The following is a 16821-nucleotide window of genomic DNA, read 5'->3' as shown; positions in this document are numbered from 1 at the left end:
CGTGCCAGCAAGTGCTCGTGCCATTCGGTCGGCGGCTGGCGACGTCATGGCGGGCTATCGACAGCTTTTTGTCGATCACTACCAGACCTTGAAAGAGCAACCGCAAAATGGCGTTTTTCCGGCGGTGCGTGAGGGTCAGATTATGCTTGCGGGCACATGCCATCAAGGCATGGCCACGAGAAAGTTTCATACGAGCGTTTAATCTCGAAGCCACGAATGGCGCGGCTTCGTACAATTCGTATTCTCAGTTGCGACGTAGCAACTGGAGCAGGCTGAAGGCGATCATGCCGATGAAGCCAAGCAGGCTCCACTCGGGGATGCTCATGCCGAACAGCGTCCACTTCACCTCGGCACAATCGGCACTGCCCTGGAACACCAGGCGCACGATGTCTTGCATCGGCAGGGCCTGCATCATGAACTCCAGGCTCGGCAGGCAGGCTTCGAGCTGATCGGCCGGTACGCTCTGCAACCATATCTGCCGACCGGCAGTGGCAGCGCCAGCAGCGGCGAACAACAGCGCCAGCACGGCGTAGATGCGCCGCCCGAGCATGCCGGGGCCATGAACTGCAGCGACCAGGCAGACCACGCCGAACAGAATCACGCAAATACGCTGCAGCACGCACATCGGGCAGGGCTCCAGCCCCACGACATGCTCCAGGTACAGCGCAGCCATCATCAGCAGTACACAACCAATGAATGCGAGGAAAAACAGAGGACGCGGATTTGCCAGATGCATGGTGGCTCCGGGTGGGAAAACGTGGGCGGTACGGTAGAGGAAAGCAAGGGCGCCTTTCAAGGCGCCCGGGGCGTCATAACAGGCTGTTCATCATGCCCGAACGTCCCTCCGTCCGCACGGTGAACTCGCAGCACCAACCAGGCGCAGCCATTCAGACACCGACGCCCCTGGGTTGCGGCAGAGAAGGCAAGCCCTGGTGCAGCAGGCCGAGGCTCTCCAGCAACAGTTGGTTGCTGCGCTCCAGCTCACCCAGTTGTGCCAGCAGGCGCGCCAGCTCGGCGCAGGTTTCCGGGTGACGCTCAAGCTTGAGGCTGCTTTCGAAGTAATCACGCGCCTTGCCCCACAGTTGATTCTGCAGAGACAGGCGACCCAGCGTCAGCAACAGCGCCGGATCCTGCGGGTGCTGTTTCAGCCAGTGTTCGGCCGTTTGCAGCTGACGCGCCGGATCTGCGCCCCGCAGTACGCCATAGAAGCGCGCCAGACGGCTGTCATAGCCGCGCTTGAGCGCGCTGCGCAGCACCTCTTCGGCCTCTTGCTGGGCGCCCAGACGACGTAATTGCTCGACATAGGTGGCGATCAGCTCGGGCTCATGGCGCAGGCTGGCCGACAGATGGTTCCAGGCCTTGTGCAATGACGACAAGGCAGCTTCACCCTGCTCCAGCCCACCATCACCGACCTCGGCCAGGCGGCCGCGCCAGGTTTTGCGCTCCAATTCATCGAGCTCGGCCGCTGGCAGCGCCTTCTCCTTGCGCAATTCAGGCAGCAAGCCGAGCAGAGCCGACCACTCCTGGCGCTGCAGATACAGGCGCTGCAACTGTCGCAGCACCAGATGATGCCCCGGATGACGCTCACGCATCGCCTGCAGGGTTTGCAACGCTGCCTCGCTGTCACCACGGTTGCGTTGCAGTTCGGCATGAGTCAGGGCAATCGCCAGCTCGGCCTGCGGTTGCCTGTTCAACGCGCGCTCCAGCAGGGCATCGCTCTGTTCGTATTGGCCCAGTTTGTTGGCGGCCCGCGCGGCACCGAGGTAGTACATCAGCGGCTGGCTATCGGCCTCGGCGGCACGGGTCAGTTGACGCTGCGCGCGCGCCCAGCGGCCTTCGGCCAGGTCGAGCATGCCCTGCTCGGAGGCCAGGCGCACACGGCGATTACGATGCAGGCGCGACCAGGGGTTGGCCAGACGTGTCGAGCTGAGCAGCAGGCGCAGCGTCAGCTTGAGCAGGTAGTACAGCAGCACCACGACCAGCAGCAGGCCAAGAAACGCCCACAGCCCAGACTGGTAACGGAAGCCCTGGTAGGCGAACAGCACATAACCACGGTCAGCCTCGATGGCCAGGCTGAGCAGATACAGCCCGGCTGCGACGGCCAGCAATAACAGGAGCCAGAGCAGGCGTCTCATTGCGCCTCCCCGGCCGCTGCGGCCCCCTGCCGGCGTTGCGCCTGCTTGCGCTGCAGGTAGGCCTGCAACGCATCGAGCGACTCGCTCAGATCCGGCACCTTGACCTCGATGCTGGCATCGGCCAACTCGCCGAAGCGCTGGCGCAGGGCGCGACTGTCCGGGTTGTCCAGATTGAAGTGGGCATCGAGGATTTCCTCGGCCTGCCTGAGCGCCTGCTGGTAGACGCCGGTCTGGCCATGCAGCGCGGCCCACTGCGCCTGTTCCAGCGCCAGCGACAGGCTAAGGCGTACCTGCGACAGGCTCTGCCCGGACAGCAGCGGACGTACGTTGCGATCGGCGTCGAATTCGATGCGGAAGTAGTCGGAAAGCGTCTTCGCCCACTCGCTCCACCAGGCGCTGCCATCGCCTTCGGCGGCCAGGTCGGAGAGTACGTCGCCCTGCCCTTCGAAGGTCGGCGCCAGGGGATTGAGCGTAGCAGCCTGCTCACGCAGGGCGCCCAGTTGCAGGAACAGGCCGACACGATCCGGGCGCTCGGTGGTGCGCAGCGCTTCCAGGCTGCGGCTGAGCTGCTCGCGGGCGGCGAAGGCGGCCGGGTCGTCCTGTTCGCGGAGGATGTCATCGGCAGCCGTCACCAGTGCTTCGGCGCTGGCCACATCCTGCAATGCCGACAGGCGCAGGGTTGCCAGACGCAGCAGATGCTCGGCTTCATCCAGGCGCCAATCCTGGCGACTGCCATCGAGCACGCTTTCCAGGCGCTGGCTCAGGCGCTGCTGATCGTTCTGCAGATTGGCCAGCAGCCGGCGGCGCTCGTCCAGCTCGGCGGCACTGGGCAGCGCGGACAGGCGTGAATCCAGGCGCTGGGCCAATTCCTCGACCTTCCTGGCGCTGTCATCACGGGTGCGTTGCAGGTCTTCGGCCCGCTGCTGATCCTGGCCATGCATCTGCTGCAGTTGCCAGAGACTCCAGCCGCCGGCACCGGCACCGGCCAGGCCAATCAGCAGGGCGAATGCGGCAAGGCTGCTGCCGCCAGCACTGCGCGGTGTGCTCGCTGGCGCAGCAGCAGGCGTGGGTTTCACGGCGTCACTGGCCGGTTTTTCTTCTGGCGTGTTCGGGGTGGATGCTTCGCTCACGTATCCGTCCTTTTAGAGGGCGGCAGCCGGAAACTGCTCCAGCGCTGCCTGCAAGGCCGCGGCACTGGCGCCGCGACAGTCCACAACGATCTGCGCACCCGCCGCGCGGGCCTGTTCGGCAACGCGCGGACTGGGTACGAACAAGGGTAGCCGAGCCAAGGCCGACCAGTCATCGCCAGCGAGCTGCAACAGATGCTGGAAACCCTGTCCACTGCTGACAACCAGGCCGTTCAGGCGTTCCGCTCGCACCTGTCGGCTCAGTTCGCCCGACGCATACTGCGGCAGCACACGGCGATACAGTGGCAGATAGTCGACGGTCACACCCTGGCTGCGCAAGCGCTCGGCGAGCAACTCCCGGCCACCTTCGCCGCGCAGGATCAGCACACGCGGCAGCGTTGCGCCAGCAATCATCCGGTGCAGCTCAGGTAGCGCGAGCAGCGCCTCGCTGTCATCGCCCGCGTCGGGAAAATACACGCGCAGCCCCTGCTCGGCGAGCACCGCAGCAGTGGCGGCACCGACACTGAACCAGGGCAGATCGGGCGGTGGCGCAGCATGTCGAGCCAAGAGCTGCAGGCCGATGCGGGCGGCGGGCTTGCTCACCACGATCACCGCGCAGTAGCGCTGCAGATCGGCGAAGACGCCGCGCTGCTCGGACGTTTCATCCAGCGCCTCGATGGCCAGCAGCGGCATGCAGTGACTGGCGATACCCTGCGCGGCCAGGGTCTGCGCCAGCGCCGCACAGTCCTCGGCGGGACGGGTCAGCAACAGGCGCCAGGCGCTCAAGGGTGGCCGGCCTCGCCGTAAACGGCCTTGAGAATGGCATCGGCGCCTTGCGCCAGCAGCGCCTCGGCGACACGTACGCCCAGAGCCTCGGCGTCGCTGCTGGCGGCACGGGCTTCAGCACGCAGCAGCAGGCCGCCATCCGGTTGACCAACCAGACCACGCAGCCACAGCTGGTTGTCTTCGAGCAGGGCGTAGCAGGCGATGGGCACCTGGCAACCGCCATTGAGATGCTTGTTCAGCGCACGCTCGGCAGTAACGCGCAGCGCGGTTTCACGGTGATGCAGCGGCGCCAGCAAGGCATGCACATCAACGTCGGCAGTGCGGCACTCGATACCCACCGCGCCCTGGCCACCCGCCGGCAAGCTGTCTTCGGCGCTGATCGAGCTGCGGATGCGATCCTCGAAGCCCAGGCGAATCAGGCCGGCGGCGGCAAGGATAATGGCGTCGTACTCGCCGGCATCGAGCTTGGCCAGACGGGTATTGACGTTGCCGCGCAGGAACTGGATTTTCAGATCAGGCCGGCGCGCCAGCAATTGCGCCTGACGGCGCAGGCTGGAGGTGCCGACCACGCTGCCGGCTGGCAGTGCATCGAGGCTGTCATAGGTGTTGGAGACGAAGGCGTCGCGCGGATCTTCGCGCTCACAGATGCAGAAAAGACCCAGGCCTTCAGGGAAGTCCATCGGCACGTCCTTCATCGAGTGCACGGCGATGTCGGCCTCATTTTCCAGCAGTGCGGTTTCCAGTTCCTTGACGAACAGCCCCTTGCCGCCGATCTTCGCCAGCGGCGCGTCGAGCAACTTGTCGCCACGACTGACCATGGGCACCAGGCTGACCTTCAGGCCGGGATGCGCCTGCTCCAGACGAGCTTTGACATACTCGGCCTGCCACAGGGCCAGGGCGCTCTTACGGGTGGCAATGCGAATTTCGCGGGACATGGGGCAATTCCAGAAAACCGATTGCCGCGAATCATAACAGGCTCGCTCCGCGCCGGCAGAAGGTGGCGGCCATAGGCCGCAGTCGACGCTTCCTTCAAAGAGACTGCATCAGCTTGCGTACACCGGCGACATGACGGCGGCTGACCACCAGCGAGTCGCCGCCCAGCCCTTTGAGGAACAGCTGGAAATGCCCAAGCGGCGTACGCTGCAGGCGCTCGATACGCTCGCGCGCCACCAGCGCATTGCGGTGAATCCGCACGAAGCGATCACCGAATTCGTCTTCCAGCGCCTTGAGCGGTTCGTCCAGCAGGACTTCGCCGCCCTCATGACGCAGGGTCACGTATTTGTGATCAGCGATGAAATAGACCACGTGCTCCAGCGGAATCAGCTCGATGCCCTTGCGGGTACGGGCGCTGATATGGGTTCGCGGGCCACCGCCCGTCTCGGCCGCAGGACGGGTCAGCGCTGCCAGTTGCACGCGATTGGGCCGCTCGGCCTTTTTCAGGGCATCGCTGAGGCTTTCAGGGCGCACCGGTTTGACCAGATAGCCAATGGCACTGACCTGGAAGGCTTCCAGGGCAAATTCATCGTGAGCCGTGCAAAAGATCACCGCCGGCGGCGCCTCGCGCTCGCACAGCTTGGCCGCGACCTGCAGGCCGTCGAGGCCGGGCATGCGGATATCCAGCAGGACCACATCCGGCTTGAGGCTATCGATCAGGGTCAGGGCCTGCTCGCCATTGCTGGCGGCGGGCTCCAGGACCCGGTAACCCTCGAGCTCACCGACCATGCGGCTGAGGCGCTCGCGGGCAAGGGGTTCGTCATCGACGATCAGGACATTCATATTGCTCTGGCTTCCTGCGTGAGTCTCGCACAAGGATAGCGTAGACAGCTGTAATGACGGCCGTCACGGCGCTCCACGCTGAGACTCGCGCACGGCCCAAAAAGTGCCGCCAGACGCGCGTCGATATTACCCAGCGCTTGTTGCGTTCCCCGTGACGGGTGCTGCACGCCCCGGTCTTCATACGGATTGCTGACACACAAGCTGAACACACCATCCTGGTAATCCGCTTCGACCCGCACCAGGCCACCCTCGATACGCGGTGCGATGCCATAGATCAGCGCATTCTCCAACAGAGGCTGCAGGGTCAGCTGGGGAATCGGCAGATCCTCCGGCACACCCTCGACCTCCCACTGCAACTGTAGTCGCTCGCCAAGCCGATAGTGCTCGATCGACAGATATCGTTTCGCCAGCTCCAGTTCCTCTTTCCACGACACCAACGTGCCAGGCTTGGCCAGGCTGGCACGAAACAGATCGGACAGATCCAGCACCGCCTGCTCGGCCTTGGCCGGGTCGACCACCACCAGGCTGGCGATACTGTTGAGGCTGTTGAACAGGAAGTGCGGGCGAATCCGCGCCTGCAACGACTCGATGCGCGCACGCAGCTCGGCCTGCTCCTGCCGCCGCCATTGGCTCTGCAGATAGAAATAGCGTAGCAGCAGTGCGGACATGATCAGGCTGATCAGCGCATGACGCAGATAAAGATTCACCTCGCCGCTGCGCGGCAGCGGCCCACCCAGCTCGTAATAGTCGGCCACCGCCGTGCAACACAGGGTCAGTACCACCACCAACGCGCAGCACAGGCCGCCGGCCAGCGCCGGACGCAAGCGCGCCAGCAGCGGGCGCAGACGACACAGCACAGCGGCCGAGAGCAGCACGATCCACTGCACGAACAAGGACGTCAGGGCCAGCCGCACCCAGTCGAAACCCGGCGTCATCGGTTCGGCGAGTACCAGTACCAGCACCAGCAATTCGGCCAGCAGCACCATGCTCAGCAGCGCTTCAGGCTGGCACAGTTCGGGGACGAAGAAGTCGTCGACGGCGGCGGGTCTGTTCTTGGCAAACGATTGAGTGTGCATCGGTGCAGTTTCCGTTTCGCCTTGCGAGCCGGCAAGCCGGAGAGCTCCTGGCGGGTGAAATAAAGCACCGAAATGCTGCCTTCAGCGCAGTTTTGTGAAGCAACCGACAATGCCCCAGCGCGTCCAACGACGAACGCCGCCCGGCGAAACGCGGCTCGACCCTGTTATTATCGACCCACTTTGTCCGCCATGCTGGCCGCCAACGTGGCCCGCCCGATTCCGAGCACTAATCATGAGCAGCGAAAAAACCAACCAATCCTGGGGCGGCCGCTTCAGCGAGCCCGTCGACGCCTTCGTCGCCCGCTTCACCGCCTCGGTGGAATTCGACAAGCGCCTGTACCGCCACGACATCATGGGCTCCATCGCCCACGCCACCATGCTGGCCAAGGTCGGCGTACTCACCGATGCCGAGCGCGACGCGATCATCGACGGCCTCAAGCAGATCCAGGGCGAGATCGAAGCCGGCACCTTCGACTGGCGTGTCGATCTGGAAGACGTGCACATGAACATCGAGGCGCGGCTGACCGACCGCATCGGCGTGACCGGCAAGAAGCTGCACACCGGACGCAGCCGCAATGACCAGGTGGCCACCGACATCCGCCTGTGGCTGCGTGACGAGATCGACCTGATCCTCGCCGAAATCACCCGCCTGCAGCAGGGCCTGCTGGAGCAGGCCGAGCGCGAAGCCGAGACCATCATGCCCGGCTTCACCCACCTGCAGACTGCCCAGCCGGTGACCTTCGGCCACCATCTGCTGGCCTGGTTCGAAATGCTGTCGCGCGACTACGAGCGCCTGGTCGACTGCCGCAAGCGCACCAATCGCATGCCCCTGGGCTCTGCCGCGCTGGCTGGCACCACCTACCCGATCCAGCGCGAGATCACCGCCGAACTGCTGGGCTTCGACGCCGTGGGCGGCAACTCCCTGGACGGCGTGTCGGATCGCGACTTCGCCATCGAATTCTGCGCCGCTGCCTCGCTGGCGATGATGCACCTGTCGCGCTTCTCCGAAGAGCTGGTGCTGTGGACCAGCGCGCAGTTCCAGTTCATCGACCTGCCGGATCGCTTCTGCACCGGCTCCTCGATCATGCCGCAGAAGAAGAACCCGGACGTACCCGAGCTGGTGCGCGGCAAGACCGGCCGCGTGTTCGGCGCTCTGACCGGCCTGCTGACCCTGATGAAAGGCCAGCCGCTGGCCTACAACAAGGACAACCAGGAAGACAAGGAACCGCTGTTCGACGCCGCCGATACCCTGCGCGACAGCCTGCGCGCCTTTGCCGACATGGTGCCGGCGATCAAGCCCAAGCGCGAAATCATGCGCGAGGCGGCGCTGCGCGGCTTCTCCACCGCCACCGACCTGGCCGACTACCTGGTGCGCAAGGGTCTGCCGTTCCGCGACTGCCACGAGATCGTCGGCCACGCGGTGAAGTACGGCGTCGACAGCGGCAAGGACCTGGCCGAGATGAGCCTGGACGAGCTGCGCCAGTTCAGCGAGCAGATCGAACAGGACGTGTTCGCCGTGCTGACCCTGGAAGGCTCGGTGAATGCCCGCAACCACATCGGCGGCACGGCTCCGAATCAGGTGCGTGCTGCGGTGCTGCGTGGCCGCGAATTGCTGGCGGCTCGCTAACGCCCACGGGAACCATCAGGGAAAAGGAATTACCATGTTCGAATTATTGCTGCGCGGCCTGGCGTTACTCGCCGAGTTCGTACTCGAGGTCGTGGTTGGCTACATTCTGTACAGCACCGGCTGGCTGGCCCTGAGGCTACTGACGCTGGGCCGCTACCCAAACCTGCCGCTACGCGTGGACGACCCAATGGGTTCGCGCACGACCTGGGTCGCTGCATTCGGTTTCCTTTGCCTGGTGGGTTTGCCACTGACGTGGCTGACCCTTACCTACGGCTGACCATTCACGAGATACGCCAATGCCCCTGACCATCCGCCCCGCCACCTCTGATGACGCCGAGCTGATCCTGCGTTTCATCACCGAACTGGCCATCTATGAAAAGGCCGAGCATGAGGTCAAGACCGATGCTGCCGGCATCCGCGACAGCCTGTTCGCCGACGGCAGCACGGCCCACGGCCTGATCTGCGAGCACGACGGTCAGCCCATCGGCTATGCGGTGTACTTCTTCAATTACTCCACTTGGCTGGGCAAGCACGGCCTGTACCTCGAAGACCTCTACATCAGCCCCGAAGCACGTGGCCTGGGCGCCGGCAAGGCACTGCTGCGCCATCTTGCGCAAGTGGCCGTGGCACGCGGTTGTGGCCGCTTCGAATGGTCAGTGCTGGACTGGAATACCCCCGCCATCGACTTCTATGAATCCTTCGGCGCCCGCCCGCAGAGCGAATGGACCACCTATCGCCTGACTGGCCAGGCCTTGCTGGATTTCGCTGCCGACACTCCATGAGGAATAACAGATGAGCGAACACGACGACCACGCAGACGAAGACTTCGCCGAAGCCACCCTGATCCAGGCCATCGAGAATCAGCTGGAAAGTGGTGAGCCGGCCGCCGCCACGGCGGTGTACAACAAACTGACACTGGTCGGTTATGCGCGTGAGGAAATCCTCGAACTGATGGCCCTGGTGCTGGCCCACGAAGTCGACGCCATGCTGCGCGAGGATCGCCCCTTCGATGGTACCTGGTACGAGCAGGCGTTACGCGCCCTGCCGGAACTGCCGGCGGAAAGCTGATTCTCACCCACCCGCAACGCGGCGATGGTCAGAGCCCGGTACATGGCTCTACACTGCAGGAGCGCCACAACAACAAGACGGAGTCACCATGAAGGCATTCACCGCTGACCTGATCGACGAGCTGGAAATCCTCGCCCTGTATAACCTGGACAACCACCAGGAGGGGCTCAAGGTGCATAACAACGCTTCATTCAAGGCGCAGGGCGCCATCACCCGTCTTTATGAAAAAGGTCTGGTCAGCCAGGCCGATGGCGGCTATCTGACCAGTCTGGGCATCGATGCTGCCGAACATGCACAAGGCCTGCTGACCATACTGTCGAACCGCCAGGCCACCTCCGCCTGATCCAAACCGCCGCCACCCGACCCGCGAATGGGATAGGCATAACGCCCCACCGCGAATCAGAGCGTCGCACAGCAGATGTGCCGCGCTCTGGGCGGTGCACCTGCGCAAGACTGCTCAGCCATGACTGTTCGGCATCGCCGGTCGCTCTTCAGCGAGCGGCATAACGGGCGATATAACGATCAGGCACTGCACTGAAGGGCACGCCGCTGATAGGCTTGCCACACCCGCAGCAGAGTTCGAGCATGACGCGCACGCAGGAAATACGCCCCGATATCGATGACGGCATCGACCGCAAGGTGCTGGCACAGCTGCGCGCACGCTTTCTGCGGATCAACCAGGGCCGTCTGCAGCGCGCCATGGAAGCGTTGTCGACGCGCCAGCAACTGGTGCTCAAGCTCTTGCCGCTGCTGCTGCACGTCAATCATCCGCTGCTACCCGGCTACGTCTCGGCCAGCACACCGGCGGGCCTCAGCGGTTTCGAGCCGGATGACGACAGCCTGGCCGAAGTGCAGCGCCTGACCCGCTCCTTCGTCTACAAACCGCGCCGCGGCCAGGGTGCCGCGCCGCTGCATGGGCTGTTCCTGATGGGCAGCCTAGGCACCGTGGCACAGGCCGAACAAAGCGACATGGATCTGTGGCTGTGCCACTCGCCCAGCCTCAGCGCGCAGGAACTGCACGAGCTGCGCAAGAAGTGCGATCAGCTGGAAAGCTGGGCCGCCACGCAGGGCGCCGAGGTGCATGTCTTTCTGGTCGACCCGCAACGCTTCACCCAGGGCGCGCGTGAAGCACAACTGACCTCCGACGACTGCGGCACCACCCAGCACTATCTACTCCTCGACGAGTTCTACCGCACCGCCATCTGGCTCGGCGGACGCACACCGCTCTGGTGGCTGGTGCCGGTGTATGAAGAAGGGCGCTATGAGGACTACTGCCGCACCCTGCTGAGCAAACGCTTCGTGCGCGACGAAGATGTGCTCGACCTCGGTCATCTGGCGCGCATTCCACCGGAAGAGTTCATCGGCGCCGGCATGTGGCAGTTGTACAAGGGCATCGAATCGCCCTACAAATCCGCCCTCAAGCTGCTGCTCACCGAGGTCTACGCCAGCGAGCACCCACAGGTCGAGTGCCTGGCCCTGCGCTTCAAGCAGGCCGTGTTCGAAGGTCGTCTGGATCTCGACGAACTCGACCCCTACATCGTCATCTACCGCCGCCTGGAGGAATACCTCAGCGCCCGTTGTGACCAGGAACGACTCGAACTGATCCGTCGCTGCCTGTACCTGAAGGTCAACAAGAAGATCAGCCGCCCGCCGACCCGGGGCCGCACCAAGAGCTGGCAGCGCCTGCTGCTCGAACGTCTGACCCGGGAATGGGGCTGGCAGGCCCGCCAACTCAACGTGCTCGACAGCCGCAGCCAGTGGAAGGTGCGCCAGGTTGCCGCCGAGCGCCGCGTACTGGTCAACGAGCTGACCTACAGCTACCGCTTCCTCTCGCAGTTTGCCCGCAGCACCGAGGCCGGCAGCTCGCTCAACAACCGCGACCTAAACGTGCTGGGCAGACGTCTGTATGCAGCCTTCGAGCGCAAGGCCGGCAAGGTCGAATTCATCAACCCCGGCATCGCCCCGGATCTGGCCGAAGACACCCTGACCCTGGTTCAGTACAGCAGCCCCGAAGCGCCGAACGAACGCCTCTGGGCGCTGTTCAACGGCAGCCTGGGTACGCAGGAATGGGCCGACTTCGCGCCGCTGAAGCGCTCGCGTGAACTGATCGAACTGCTTGCCTGGTGCCATCGCAACGGCGTGATCGACAGCAGCACCCGTCTGTCGCTGCACCCCGGCGCCAGCGACCTCACCGAATACGAGCTGTCCAACCTGATCGGCAGCCTGCAACAGAGCTTCCCGCTGCCCCTGCAGCCCGTGGAAGAAGCCGCCCTGCTGCGAGCCAGCGTTCCCAGCCAGGTGCTGTTGCTGGTCAATGTCGGCGTCGACCCGCTCAAGCAGCACAGCCAGATGAACGTGCACATGACCACCGACCGCACCGACGCGCTGGGCTATTCCGGGGTACGCGAGAACCTGGTGCTGACCCTCGACCAGGTGGTGCTCAACAGCTGGAACGAACTGCAGGTCAGCCGTTACGACGGTGCCGACGCCCTGCTCGACTGCCTGCGCGACCTGCTCAACAGCCTGCCGCCCGGCAGCGCGCTCCCCAGGGTGCAGGTACGCTGCTACTGCCGCAACCGTGCACAACCCATCGCCGAACGGGTCGAAGAACTGCTGCGCGACCTGCTCGACAGCTACGCCGAAGGGTACCCATCACGCTACCTGGTGCAGGTGCGCCAGCATTATCACGTTCTGCAACTGGCCCCCGGCCAGGTCAGCCACACCGCTCTGGGTGACGTGCCGGCCCTGCTCGACCATCTGGGCGCCGAACAGGAGCGCTACAGCCCGCTGCGCCTGGATCGCCATGCACTCGAGGGCGACGACCTGGCGCTGATCCTGCCCATGGGCCGCCCACAGTGCCTGCAGGTGTTCTACCGCGTGCACGAGAGCAGCGGTGAGGCCGAGCTGACCCTGCTCGACGAGCACAACGCCCTGTGGCGCAGACGCCTGCCATTTCGCGACGAGCAAAGCCTGCTGACACCGATCCATCGCTTCCTGCAGTCACTGCTGTATCGGCGCAATGCCATGCTGCCGCTCGAGGGCGCCGACAGCCAGCCCGCGCTGGAAATCCTCTACTACCAGTTGCTGCCGGCGGCACCATTGCGCGCCCAGCGCCTGGAGCGCAGACCCGCGCCCGAGTCGCAGGTCAGCCACCCGTTCTACGACGTGCAGGCCATCGTCGAGCCGGGCGACGGTCGTCAACGCCATGTCACGCTGTACTGCAACCACCGCGAGTTTTCCGAACTGGAATACGGTCGCGAATTGTATCGCGCCGTGGCACAGCACATCATCGTTCAGCGTGCCGGTGGCGAACGCTATCCCTGCTACATCACCGACCTCGACCTGTCTGCCGTACTGGCCGGGCAGCGGGCGCAGACCGTGCACTACCTGCGCTACAAGAGCGAGCTGGAGAATGCTCTGAATGCGGCACTGCAGCAGGCCTGACACAGCGCTATCGATAATCCGCCGCCGGCAGTGAAGCCCTGAGGGTTGCACTCGCCCGGATGTGGGCTTCCTGCTTAAACGCCGTTCAGCGGTCGTACTCGCCCGCTGCTTCCGGCTGGTATTCGACTTCCAGCAATGTCAGCTTGAGCTGCTTGCCACCTGGCGCCGGCCAGTCGATGTGTTGGCCGACGGACAGGCCGAGCAGGGCGCAACCGACTGGCGCAAGGATGCTGACCTTGCCTTCGCCACCGGCATCCTCCGGGTAGACCAGAGTCAGGTGGTAGTCCTTGCCGCTGCTCTCCTCGCGGCAGTGCACGCGCGAGTTCATGGTTACCACACCGGCCGGCACCTCGTCGTGCCCCACCACTTCGGCACGATCCAGCTCGGCCTGTAGCGCTTCTGCGCCAGGACCAAACTCGTCCAGGCTGTCGAGCAGACGCTCCAGACGCTGCATATCGAGGCGGGTAATGGTGATGGTTGGTGTGCTGTTCATGATGTCGGGCGCTCTCCTCGCCTAAACCGTAAAAAAGCAAAACCCCGCCCGAAGGCGGGGTTTAGCTGAATGTTCTGCCGACCCTAACACAGCCGGATAAATAAACAAGACTGCCGGGTCAACGGCCCTGCCGGCGCTCGCGCAAGCGCTGCTCGGCGGCCTGGCAGATCACGCGCCGCCGCACGTTGTCGGCCGTGCCCCAGTCGAGAATTTCCTGCAGGGTACGGCCACAACCGAGGCACTGCTCATGTTCATCCAGGCAGCACTGGCGCCGACAGGGTGACGCCAGCGGCGCTTCGCTCGGCTCAGAGCTCATCGAACTCCAGCTCGGTGCCGCATTGCTCAAGGGTGATGCGCACCAGCATCTCGCCCAGTTGCTCGTCACTGGTATCGCAGATCCAGCGCCCTTCGGCCTCGTCGTAGTCGAAGTGATAGCCACCGGAGCGGGCCGCCAGCCACAGCTGACGAATCGGCTCCTGACGGCTGAAAATCAGCTGACTGCCATTGTCGAAGCGCACCGTCAGCACACCGGCGCTGTTCTCCAGATCGACGTCCAGGCCGCTGTCGTCGAAGATGTCCTCCACCGCCTGCTGGGTGGCATCGACCAGGTCGTGAAAGCGGGCTTCGCTCAGGCTCATCGGGGTGTCCTCACTAGATGCAGCAACTGCAGAAAAATTAGCGGTAAGCGCCAGGCCAGAATAGCCGGCCTAGGCACAAAGGTGGCGACGGTACTCGCCCGGACTCGTTCCCGTCCAGCGACGAAATGCACGGGCCAACGAACCCGCTTCGCTGAAGCCGACCAGAAAGGCGATTTCCGCCAGCTCCAGCGCCGGGTCGCGCAGGTAATGCAGCACCAGCTGCTGGCGTGTCTCGTCGACCAGTTGGCTGAACGACAGCCCACTCTCGCGCAAGCGCCGCTGCAGGGTGCGCGGGGTCAACGCCAGTGCGGCAGCGATGGCCTCCAGGTCCGCCCCCTGTTCCGGCAACTGGCGCGCCAGCTCCAGGCGCGCGCGATCGAGTACGCCATGCCCCTGGTTCAGCTCAGCCAGCAGCCGATCAGCGTAGGCATCGAGCATGCCGCGCACCTGCGCGTCGGCCTGGCTCAGCGGCGCTGCGAGCAGGCGCCTGGGAAATACCAGGGCGTTGTCGGGCTGATCGAACAGCACCGGACAACGAAAGATACGCGCATGCTCCGAGGTATCGGCCGGTGCAGAATGCTGGAAACGCACCTCGGTCGGTGCGATGTCCAGGCCGCTGATCCAGCGCCCGAAACTGACCCAGCCGGCCAGGGTTTCCTCGCTCAGTTGCCGCTGCTGCTGCGCCAGTAGCGGCTGCCAGCGATGGGCGACCAACGCTTCACCGTCCATGCGGGCGGGCTCGTCATCGAGCACCACCTGCCCCAGATTGCCGACCAGCGAGGCGTAGCGCGCCTGGCGGTGCAGCGCGTCGGCCAGGGTCGCGCAACTCATGATCAGGTAACCGAGCACGCCGTAGTAACCCGGCCGTACCGACTCCCCCAGGTGCAGGCCCAGAAACGGATCACCGCTCTGGCGCACGCCCTCGCTCAACAGCGTCAGATAGGCACTGGCCGCGATGCGCTGATCGCGCTGACCGAGCACTTCCGGGCTGAGCTGGGCATGAGCGAGCAGTGCCTCGGGGGCGATCCCCTGGCGCTGCAGGTATTCAACCAGCCCTTGCAGATAGGCCACGGAGACCGTGCCGGCCAGAATCGCGGGTTTGTCCATCGAAGCTCCTCATGACGGCCCCCATGCTAACTCATGCCACGGCAGATGCAGATCGAGCCGGCGCCCCGCCAGGCGGGCGCCGGGCGCATAGGCAAGGTGACGGGGGGTCGGTATACTCCGGCGCAATTCACGCTTATTTCAAGGACTGCCCCATGAAGCGACTGACCCTCGCGCTCCTCGCCGCCGTTTGCCTGCTGGCCGGCTGCGGTCAGAAAGGCCCGCTGTACCTGCCGGGCGACGACAACGCCGGCAACAGCCGAGACCGTTTCGAACTCTGACAGGAGCTGCACCATGGAAGCCTTCAACTACCGCGACGGCGAGCTGTTCGCGGAAGGCGTCGCCTTGTCTGCGCTGGCCCAGCGCTTCGGCACGCCCACCTACGTTTATTCGCGCGCCCACATCGAAGGGCAGTACCGCGCCTATGCTGATGCCCTGGCGGGCATGCCGCACCTGGTCTGCTTCGCGGTGAAAGCCAACTCCAACATCGGCGTGCTCAACGTGCTGGCGCGCCTTGGCGCCGGCTTTGACATCGTCTCCAGCGGTGAGCTGGAGCGCGTCCTGGCCGCCGGTGGCGAACCGAGCCGCATCGTCTTCTCCGGTGTCGGCAAGAGCCGCGACGACATGCGCCGCGCGCTGGAAGTCGGCGTGCATTGCTTCAACGTCGAATCCAGCGTCGAGCTGGAGCGCCTGCAGAAGGTCGCCGCCGAGCTGGGCGTCAAGGCGCCCGTCTCGCTGCGGGTCAACCCGGACGTGGACGCCGGCACCCACCCGTACATTTCCACCGGCCTCAAGGAAAACAAGTTCGGCATCGACATCGAGCAGGCTGAGGCGGTCTACGCCCGCGCGGCCGAGCTGCCAAACCTGGACGTGATCGGCGTCGACTGCCATATCGGCTCGCAGCTGACCACCCTCGAGCCCTTCCTCGATGCGCTAGATCGCCTGCTGCTGCTGGTCGACAAGCTGGCCGCGCGCGGCATCGTCATCAAGCACCTGGACCTGGGCGGTGGCCTTGGCGTGCAGTACCGCGACGAACAACCGCCGCTGGCCGGCGATTACATCGCCGCCGTGCGCAAGCGCCTGGCCGGCCGTGAGCTGTCGCTGGTATTCGAGCCGGGGCGCTTTATCGTCGCCAATGCCGGCGTGCTGCTGACCCAGGTGGAATACCTCAAGCACACCGAGCACAAGGACTTCGCCATCGTCGATGCGGCGATGAACGACCTGATCCGTCCGGCCCTGTATCAGGCCTGGATGGACGTTTCGCCGGTGCAGCCGCGTGACGGCGAGGCGCGCCACTACGACCTGGTCGGGCCGATCTGCGAGACCGGCGACTTCCTGGCCAAGGATCGTCAGCTGGTGCTGGCCGAAGGCGACCTGCTGGCGGTGCGTTCGGCGGGTGCCTACGGCTTCGTAATGAGCTCCAACTACAACACCCGCGGCCGTGCCGCCGAGGTGCTGGTGGACGGCGAACAGGCATATGAAGTGCGTCGTCGCGAGACGGTTCAAGAGCTCTACGCCGGCGAAAGCCTGCTGCCGGCCTGAGGGCG

Annotated in this window: 19 protein-coding genes; 8 read left to right on the top strand and 11 right to left on the bottom strand. The window is 64.7% G+C overall.

What is annotated here, in order from left to right; all coding sequences use genetic code 11:
* Window positions 1-244 precede the first annotated feature (244 nt).
* From J7655_RS01740 to J7655_RS01710, 7 genes are all read right to left on the bottom strand, one after another.
* On the bottom strand, window positions 245-736 hold the full coding sequence (locus tag J7655_RS01740; protein WP_230926294.1) for a disulfide bond formation protein B: 492 nt from the start codon (window positions 734-736) through the stop codon (window positions 245-247).
* A 151-nt stretch (window positions 737-887) separates the two neighbouring features.
* Window positions 888-2135, bottom strand: a complete 1248-nt coding sequence (locus J7655_RS01735; RefSeq protein WP_230926293.1) for a heme biosynthesis HemY N-terminal domain-containing protein — start codon at window positions 2133-2135, stop codon at window positions 888-890.
* Window positions 2132-3265, bottom strand: a complete 1134-nt coding sequence (locus J7655_RS01730) for a uroporphyrinogen-III C-methyltransferase (protein WP_230926292.1) — start codon at window positions 3263-3265, stop codon at window positions 2132-2134. Before J7655_RS01730 ends, J7655_RS01735 begins: the two co-directional genes overlap by 4 nt.
* A gap of 12 nt (window positions 3266-3277) precedes the next feature.
* Complete coding sequence (locus J7655_RS01725; protein ID WP_230926291.1) at window positions 3278-4048, bottom strand: uroporphyrinogen-III synthase; 771 nt, start codon at window positions 4046-4048, stop codon at window positions 3278-3280.
* Window positions 4045-4983: a hydroxymethylbilane synthase gene (gene hemC, locus J7655_RS01720; protein WP_230926290.1), complete on the bottom strand. Its 939-nt coding sequence runs from the start codon at window positions 4981-4983 to the stop codon at window positions 4045-4047. Before hemC ends, J7655_RS01725 begins: the two co-directional genes overlap by 4 nt.
* A gap of 94 nt (window positions 4984-5077) precedes the next feature.
* The gene (locus J7655_RS01715; RefSeq protein ID WP_230926289.1) at window positions 5078-5824 is read right to left on the bottom strand and encodes a LytR/AlgR family response regulator transcription factor; all 747 of its coding nucleotides are present in this window, start codon (window positions 5822-5824) and stop codon (window positions 5078-5080) included.
* The gene (locus tag J7655_RS01710) at window positions 5821-6900 is read right to left on the bottom strand and encodes a sensor histidine kinase (protein ID WP_230926288.1); all 1080 of its coding nucleotides are present in this window, start codon (window positions 6898-6900) and stop codon (window positions 5821-5823) included. Before J7655_RS01710 ends, J7655_RS01715 begins: the two co-directional genes overlap by 4 nt.
* Window positions 6901-7132: 232 nt before the next feature.
* On the opposite strand from J7655_RS01710, the gene argH reads away from it, so the two are divergent.
* From argH to J7655_RS01680, 6 genes are all read left to right on the top strand, one after another.
* Window positions 7133-8527 (top strand): argininosuccinate lyase, encoded by a 1395-nt coding sequence (argH, locus tag J7655_RS01705; protein ID WP_230926287.1) that lies wholly within the window; start codon window positions 7133-7135, stop codon window positions 8525-8527.
* A gap of 34 nt (window positions 8528-8561) precedes the next feature.
* Complete coding sequence (locus J7655_RS01700; RefSeq protein WP_230926286.1) at window positions 8562-8804, top strand: hypothetical protein; 243 nt, start codon at window positions 8562-8564, stop codon at window positions 8802-8804.
* Between the two features lie 19 nt (window positions 8805-8823).
* On the top strand, window positions 8824-9309 hold the full coding sequence (locus tag J7655_RS01695) for a GNAT family N-acetyltransferase (protein ID WP_230926285.1): 486 nt from the start codon (window positions 8824-8826) through the stop codon (window positions 9307-9309).
* Window positions 9310-9319: 10 nt separating this feature from the next.
* Window positions 9320-9595 (top strand): hypothetical protein, encoded by a 276-nt coding sequence (locus tag J7655_RS01690; RefSeq protein ID WP_230926284.1) that lies wholly within the window; start codon window positions 9320-9322, stop codon window positions 9593-9595.
* An 88-nt stretch (window positions 9596-9683) separates the two neighbouring features.
* The gene (locus J7655_RS01685) at window positions 9684-9938 is read left to right on the top strand and encodes a TIGR02647 family protein (protein ID WP_230926283.1); all 255 of its coding nucleotides are present in this window, start codon (window positions 9684-9686) and stop codon (window positions 9936-9938) included.
* 242 nt (window positions 9939-10180) lie between these two features.
* Window positions 10181-13039: a class I adenylate cyclase gene (locus tag J7655_RS01680; protein ID WP_230926282.1), complete on the top strand. Its 2859-nt coding sequence runs from the start codon at window positions 10181-10183 to the stop codon at window positions 13037-13039.
* An 85-nt stretch (window positions 13040-13124) separates the two neighbouring features.
* Here J7655_RS01680 and rnk read toward each other — a convergent pair whose 3' ends face one another.
* The 4 genes from rnk to J7655_RS01660 form a co-directional block, all read right to left on the bottom strand.
* Complete coding sequence (rnk, locus tag J7655_RS01675; protein WP_084341064.1) at window positions 13125-13532, bottom strand: nucleoside diphosphate kinase regulator; 408 nt, start codon at window positions 13530-13532, stop codon at window positions 13125-13127.
* Between the two features lie 118 nt (window positions 13533-13650).
* Entirely contained in the window at window positions 13651-13848 is a 198-nt protein-coding gene (locus J7655_RS01670; protein WP_084341063.1) for a DUF1289 domain-containing protein, read from the bottom strand.
* On the bottom strand, window positions 13838-14170 hold the full coding sequence (cyaY, locus tag J7655_RS01665; RefSeq protein ID WP_084341062.1) for an iron donor protein CyaY: 333 nt from the start codon (window positions 14168-14170) through the stop codon (window positions 13838-13840). The genes J7655_RS01670 and cyaY overlap by 11 nt, the downstream gene beginning before the upstream one ends.
* 69 nt (window positions 14171-14239) lie before the next feature.
* Window positions 14240-15277 carry an AraC family transcriptional regulator gene (locus J7655_RS01660; protein ID WP_230926281.1) on the bottom strand — a complete coding sequence of 346 codons (1038 nt, stop codon included), beginning with the start codon at window positions 15275-15277 and terminating at the stop codon, window positions 14240-14242.
* A gap of 152 nt (window positions 15278-15429) precedes the next feature.
* Here J7655_RS01660 and lptM point away from each other — a divergent pair, with 152 nt between their 5' ends.
* Window positions 15430-15555 carry an LPS translocon maturation chaperone LptM gene (gene lptM / locus J7655_RS01655; RefSeq protein ID WP_017361215.1) on the top strand — a complete coding sequence of 42 codons (126 nt, stop codon included), beginning with the start codon at window positions 15430-15432 and terminating at the stop codon, window positions 15553-15555.
* Between the two features lie 13 nt (window positions 15556-15568).
* Window positions 15569-16816 (top strand): diaminopimelate decarboxylase, encoded by a 1248-nt coding sequence (lysA, locus tag J7655_RS01650; RefSeq protein ID WP_230926280.1) that lies wholly within the window; start codon window positions 15569-15571, stop codon window positions 16814-16816.
* The last annotated feature ends 5 nt before the right edge of the window (window positions 16817-16821 follow it).

This window comes from Pseudomonas wenzhouensis (genome assembly GCF_021029445.1).
Classification (GTDB): Bacteria; Pseudomonadota; Gammaproteobacteria; order Pseudomonadales; family Pseudomonadaceae; genus Aquipseudomonas; species Aquipseudomonas wenzhouensis.
The sequence above is the reverse complement of the archived record's forward strand: the minus strand, read 5'-3'. Positions and strand labels throughout refer to the sequence as shown.

What these genes read in the sequence shown, in the direction of transcription:
- J7655_RS01740 (WP_230926294.1), bottom strand. Translation starts at nt 736, where the DNA reads ATGCATCTGGCAAATCCGCGTCCTCTGTTTTTCCTCGCATTCATTGGT.
- J7655_RS01735 (WP_230926293.1), bottom strand. Translation starts at nt 2,135, where the DNA reads ATGAGACGCCTGCTCTGGCTCCTGTTATTGCTGGCCGTCGCAGCCGGG.
- hemC (WP_230926290.1), bottom strand. Translation starts at nt 4,983, where the DNA reads ATGTCCCGCGAAATTCGCATTGCCACCCGTAAGAGCGCCCTGGCCCTG.
- J7655_RS01715 (WP_230926289.1), bottom strand. Translation starts at nt 5,824, where the DNA reads ATGAATGTCCTGATCGTCGATGACGAACCCCTTGCCCGCGAGCGCCTC.
- J7655_RS01710 (WP_230926288.1), bottom strand. Translation starts at nt 6,900, where the DNA reads ATGCACACTCAATCGTTTGCCAAGAACAGACCCGCCGCCGTCGACGAC.
- argH (WP_230926287.1), top strand. Translation starts at nt 7,133, where the DNA reads ATGAGCAGCGAAAAAACCAACCAATCCTGGGGCGGCCGCTTCAGCGAG.
- J7655_RS01700 (WP_230926286.1), top strand. Translation starts at nt 8,562, where the DNA reads ATGTTCGAATTATTGCTGCGCGGCCTGGCGTTACTCGCCGAGTTCGTA.
- J7655_RS01695 (WP_230926285.1), top strand. Translation starts at nt 8,824, where the DNA reads ATGCCCCTGACCATCCGCCCCGCCACCTCTGATGACGCCGAGCTGATC.
- J7655_RS01690 (WP_230926284.1), top strand. Translation starts at nt 9,320, where the DNA reads ATGAGCGAACACGACGACCACGCAGACGAAGACTTCGCCGAAGCCACC.
- J7655_RS01685 (WP_230926283.1), top strand. Translation starts at nt 9,684, where the DNA reads ATGAAGGCATTCACCGCTGACCTGATCGACGAGCTGGAAATCCTCGCC.
- J7655_RS01680 (WP_230926282.1), top strand. Translation starts at nt 10,181, where the DNA reads ATGACGCGCACGCAGGAAATACGCCCCGATATCGATGACGGCATCGAC.
- rnk (WP_084341064.1), bottom strand. Translation starts at nt 13,532, where the DNA reads ATGAACAGCACACCAACCATCACCATTACCCGCCTCGATATGCAGCGT.
- J7655_RS01670 (WP_084341063.1), bottom strand. Translation starts at nt 13,848, where the DNA reads ATGAGCTCTGAGCCGAGCGAAGCGCCGCTGGCGTCACCCTGTCGGCGC.
- cyaY (WP_084341062.1), bottom strand. Translation starts at nt 14,170, where the DNA reads ATGAGCCTGAGCGAAGCCCGCTTTCACGACCTGGTCGATGCCACCCAG.
- J7655_RS01660 (WP_230926281.1), bottom strand. Translation starts at nt 15,277, where the DNA reads ATGGACAAACCCGCGATTCTGGCCGGCACGGTCTCCGTGGCCTATCTG.
- lptM (WP_017361215.1), top strand. Translation starts at nt 15,430, where the DNA reads ATGAAGCGACTGACCCTCGCGCTCCTCGCCGCCGTTTGCCTGCTGGCC.
- lysA (WP_230926280.1), top strand. Translation starts at nt 15,569, where the DNA reads ATGGAAGCCTTCAACTACCGCGACGGCGAGCTGTTCGCGGAAGGCGTC.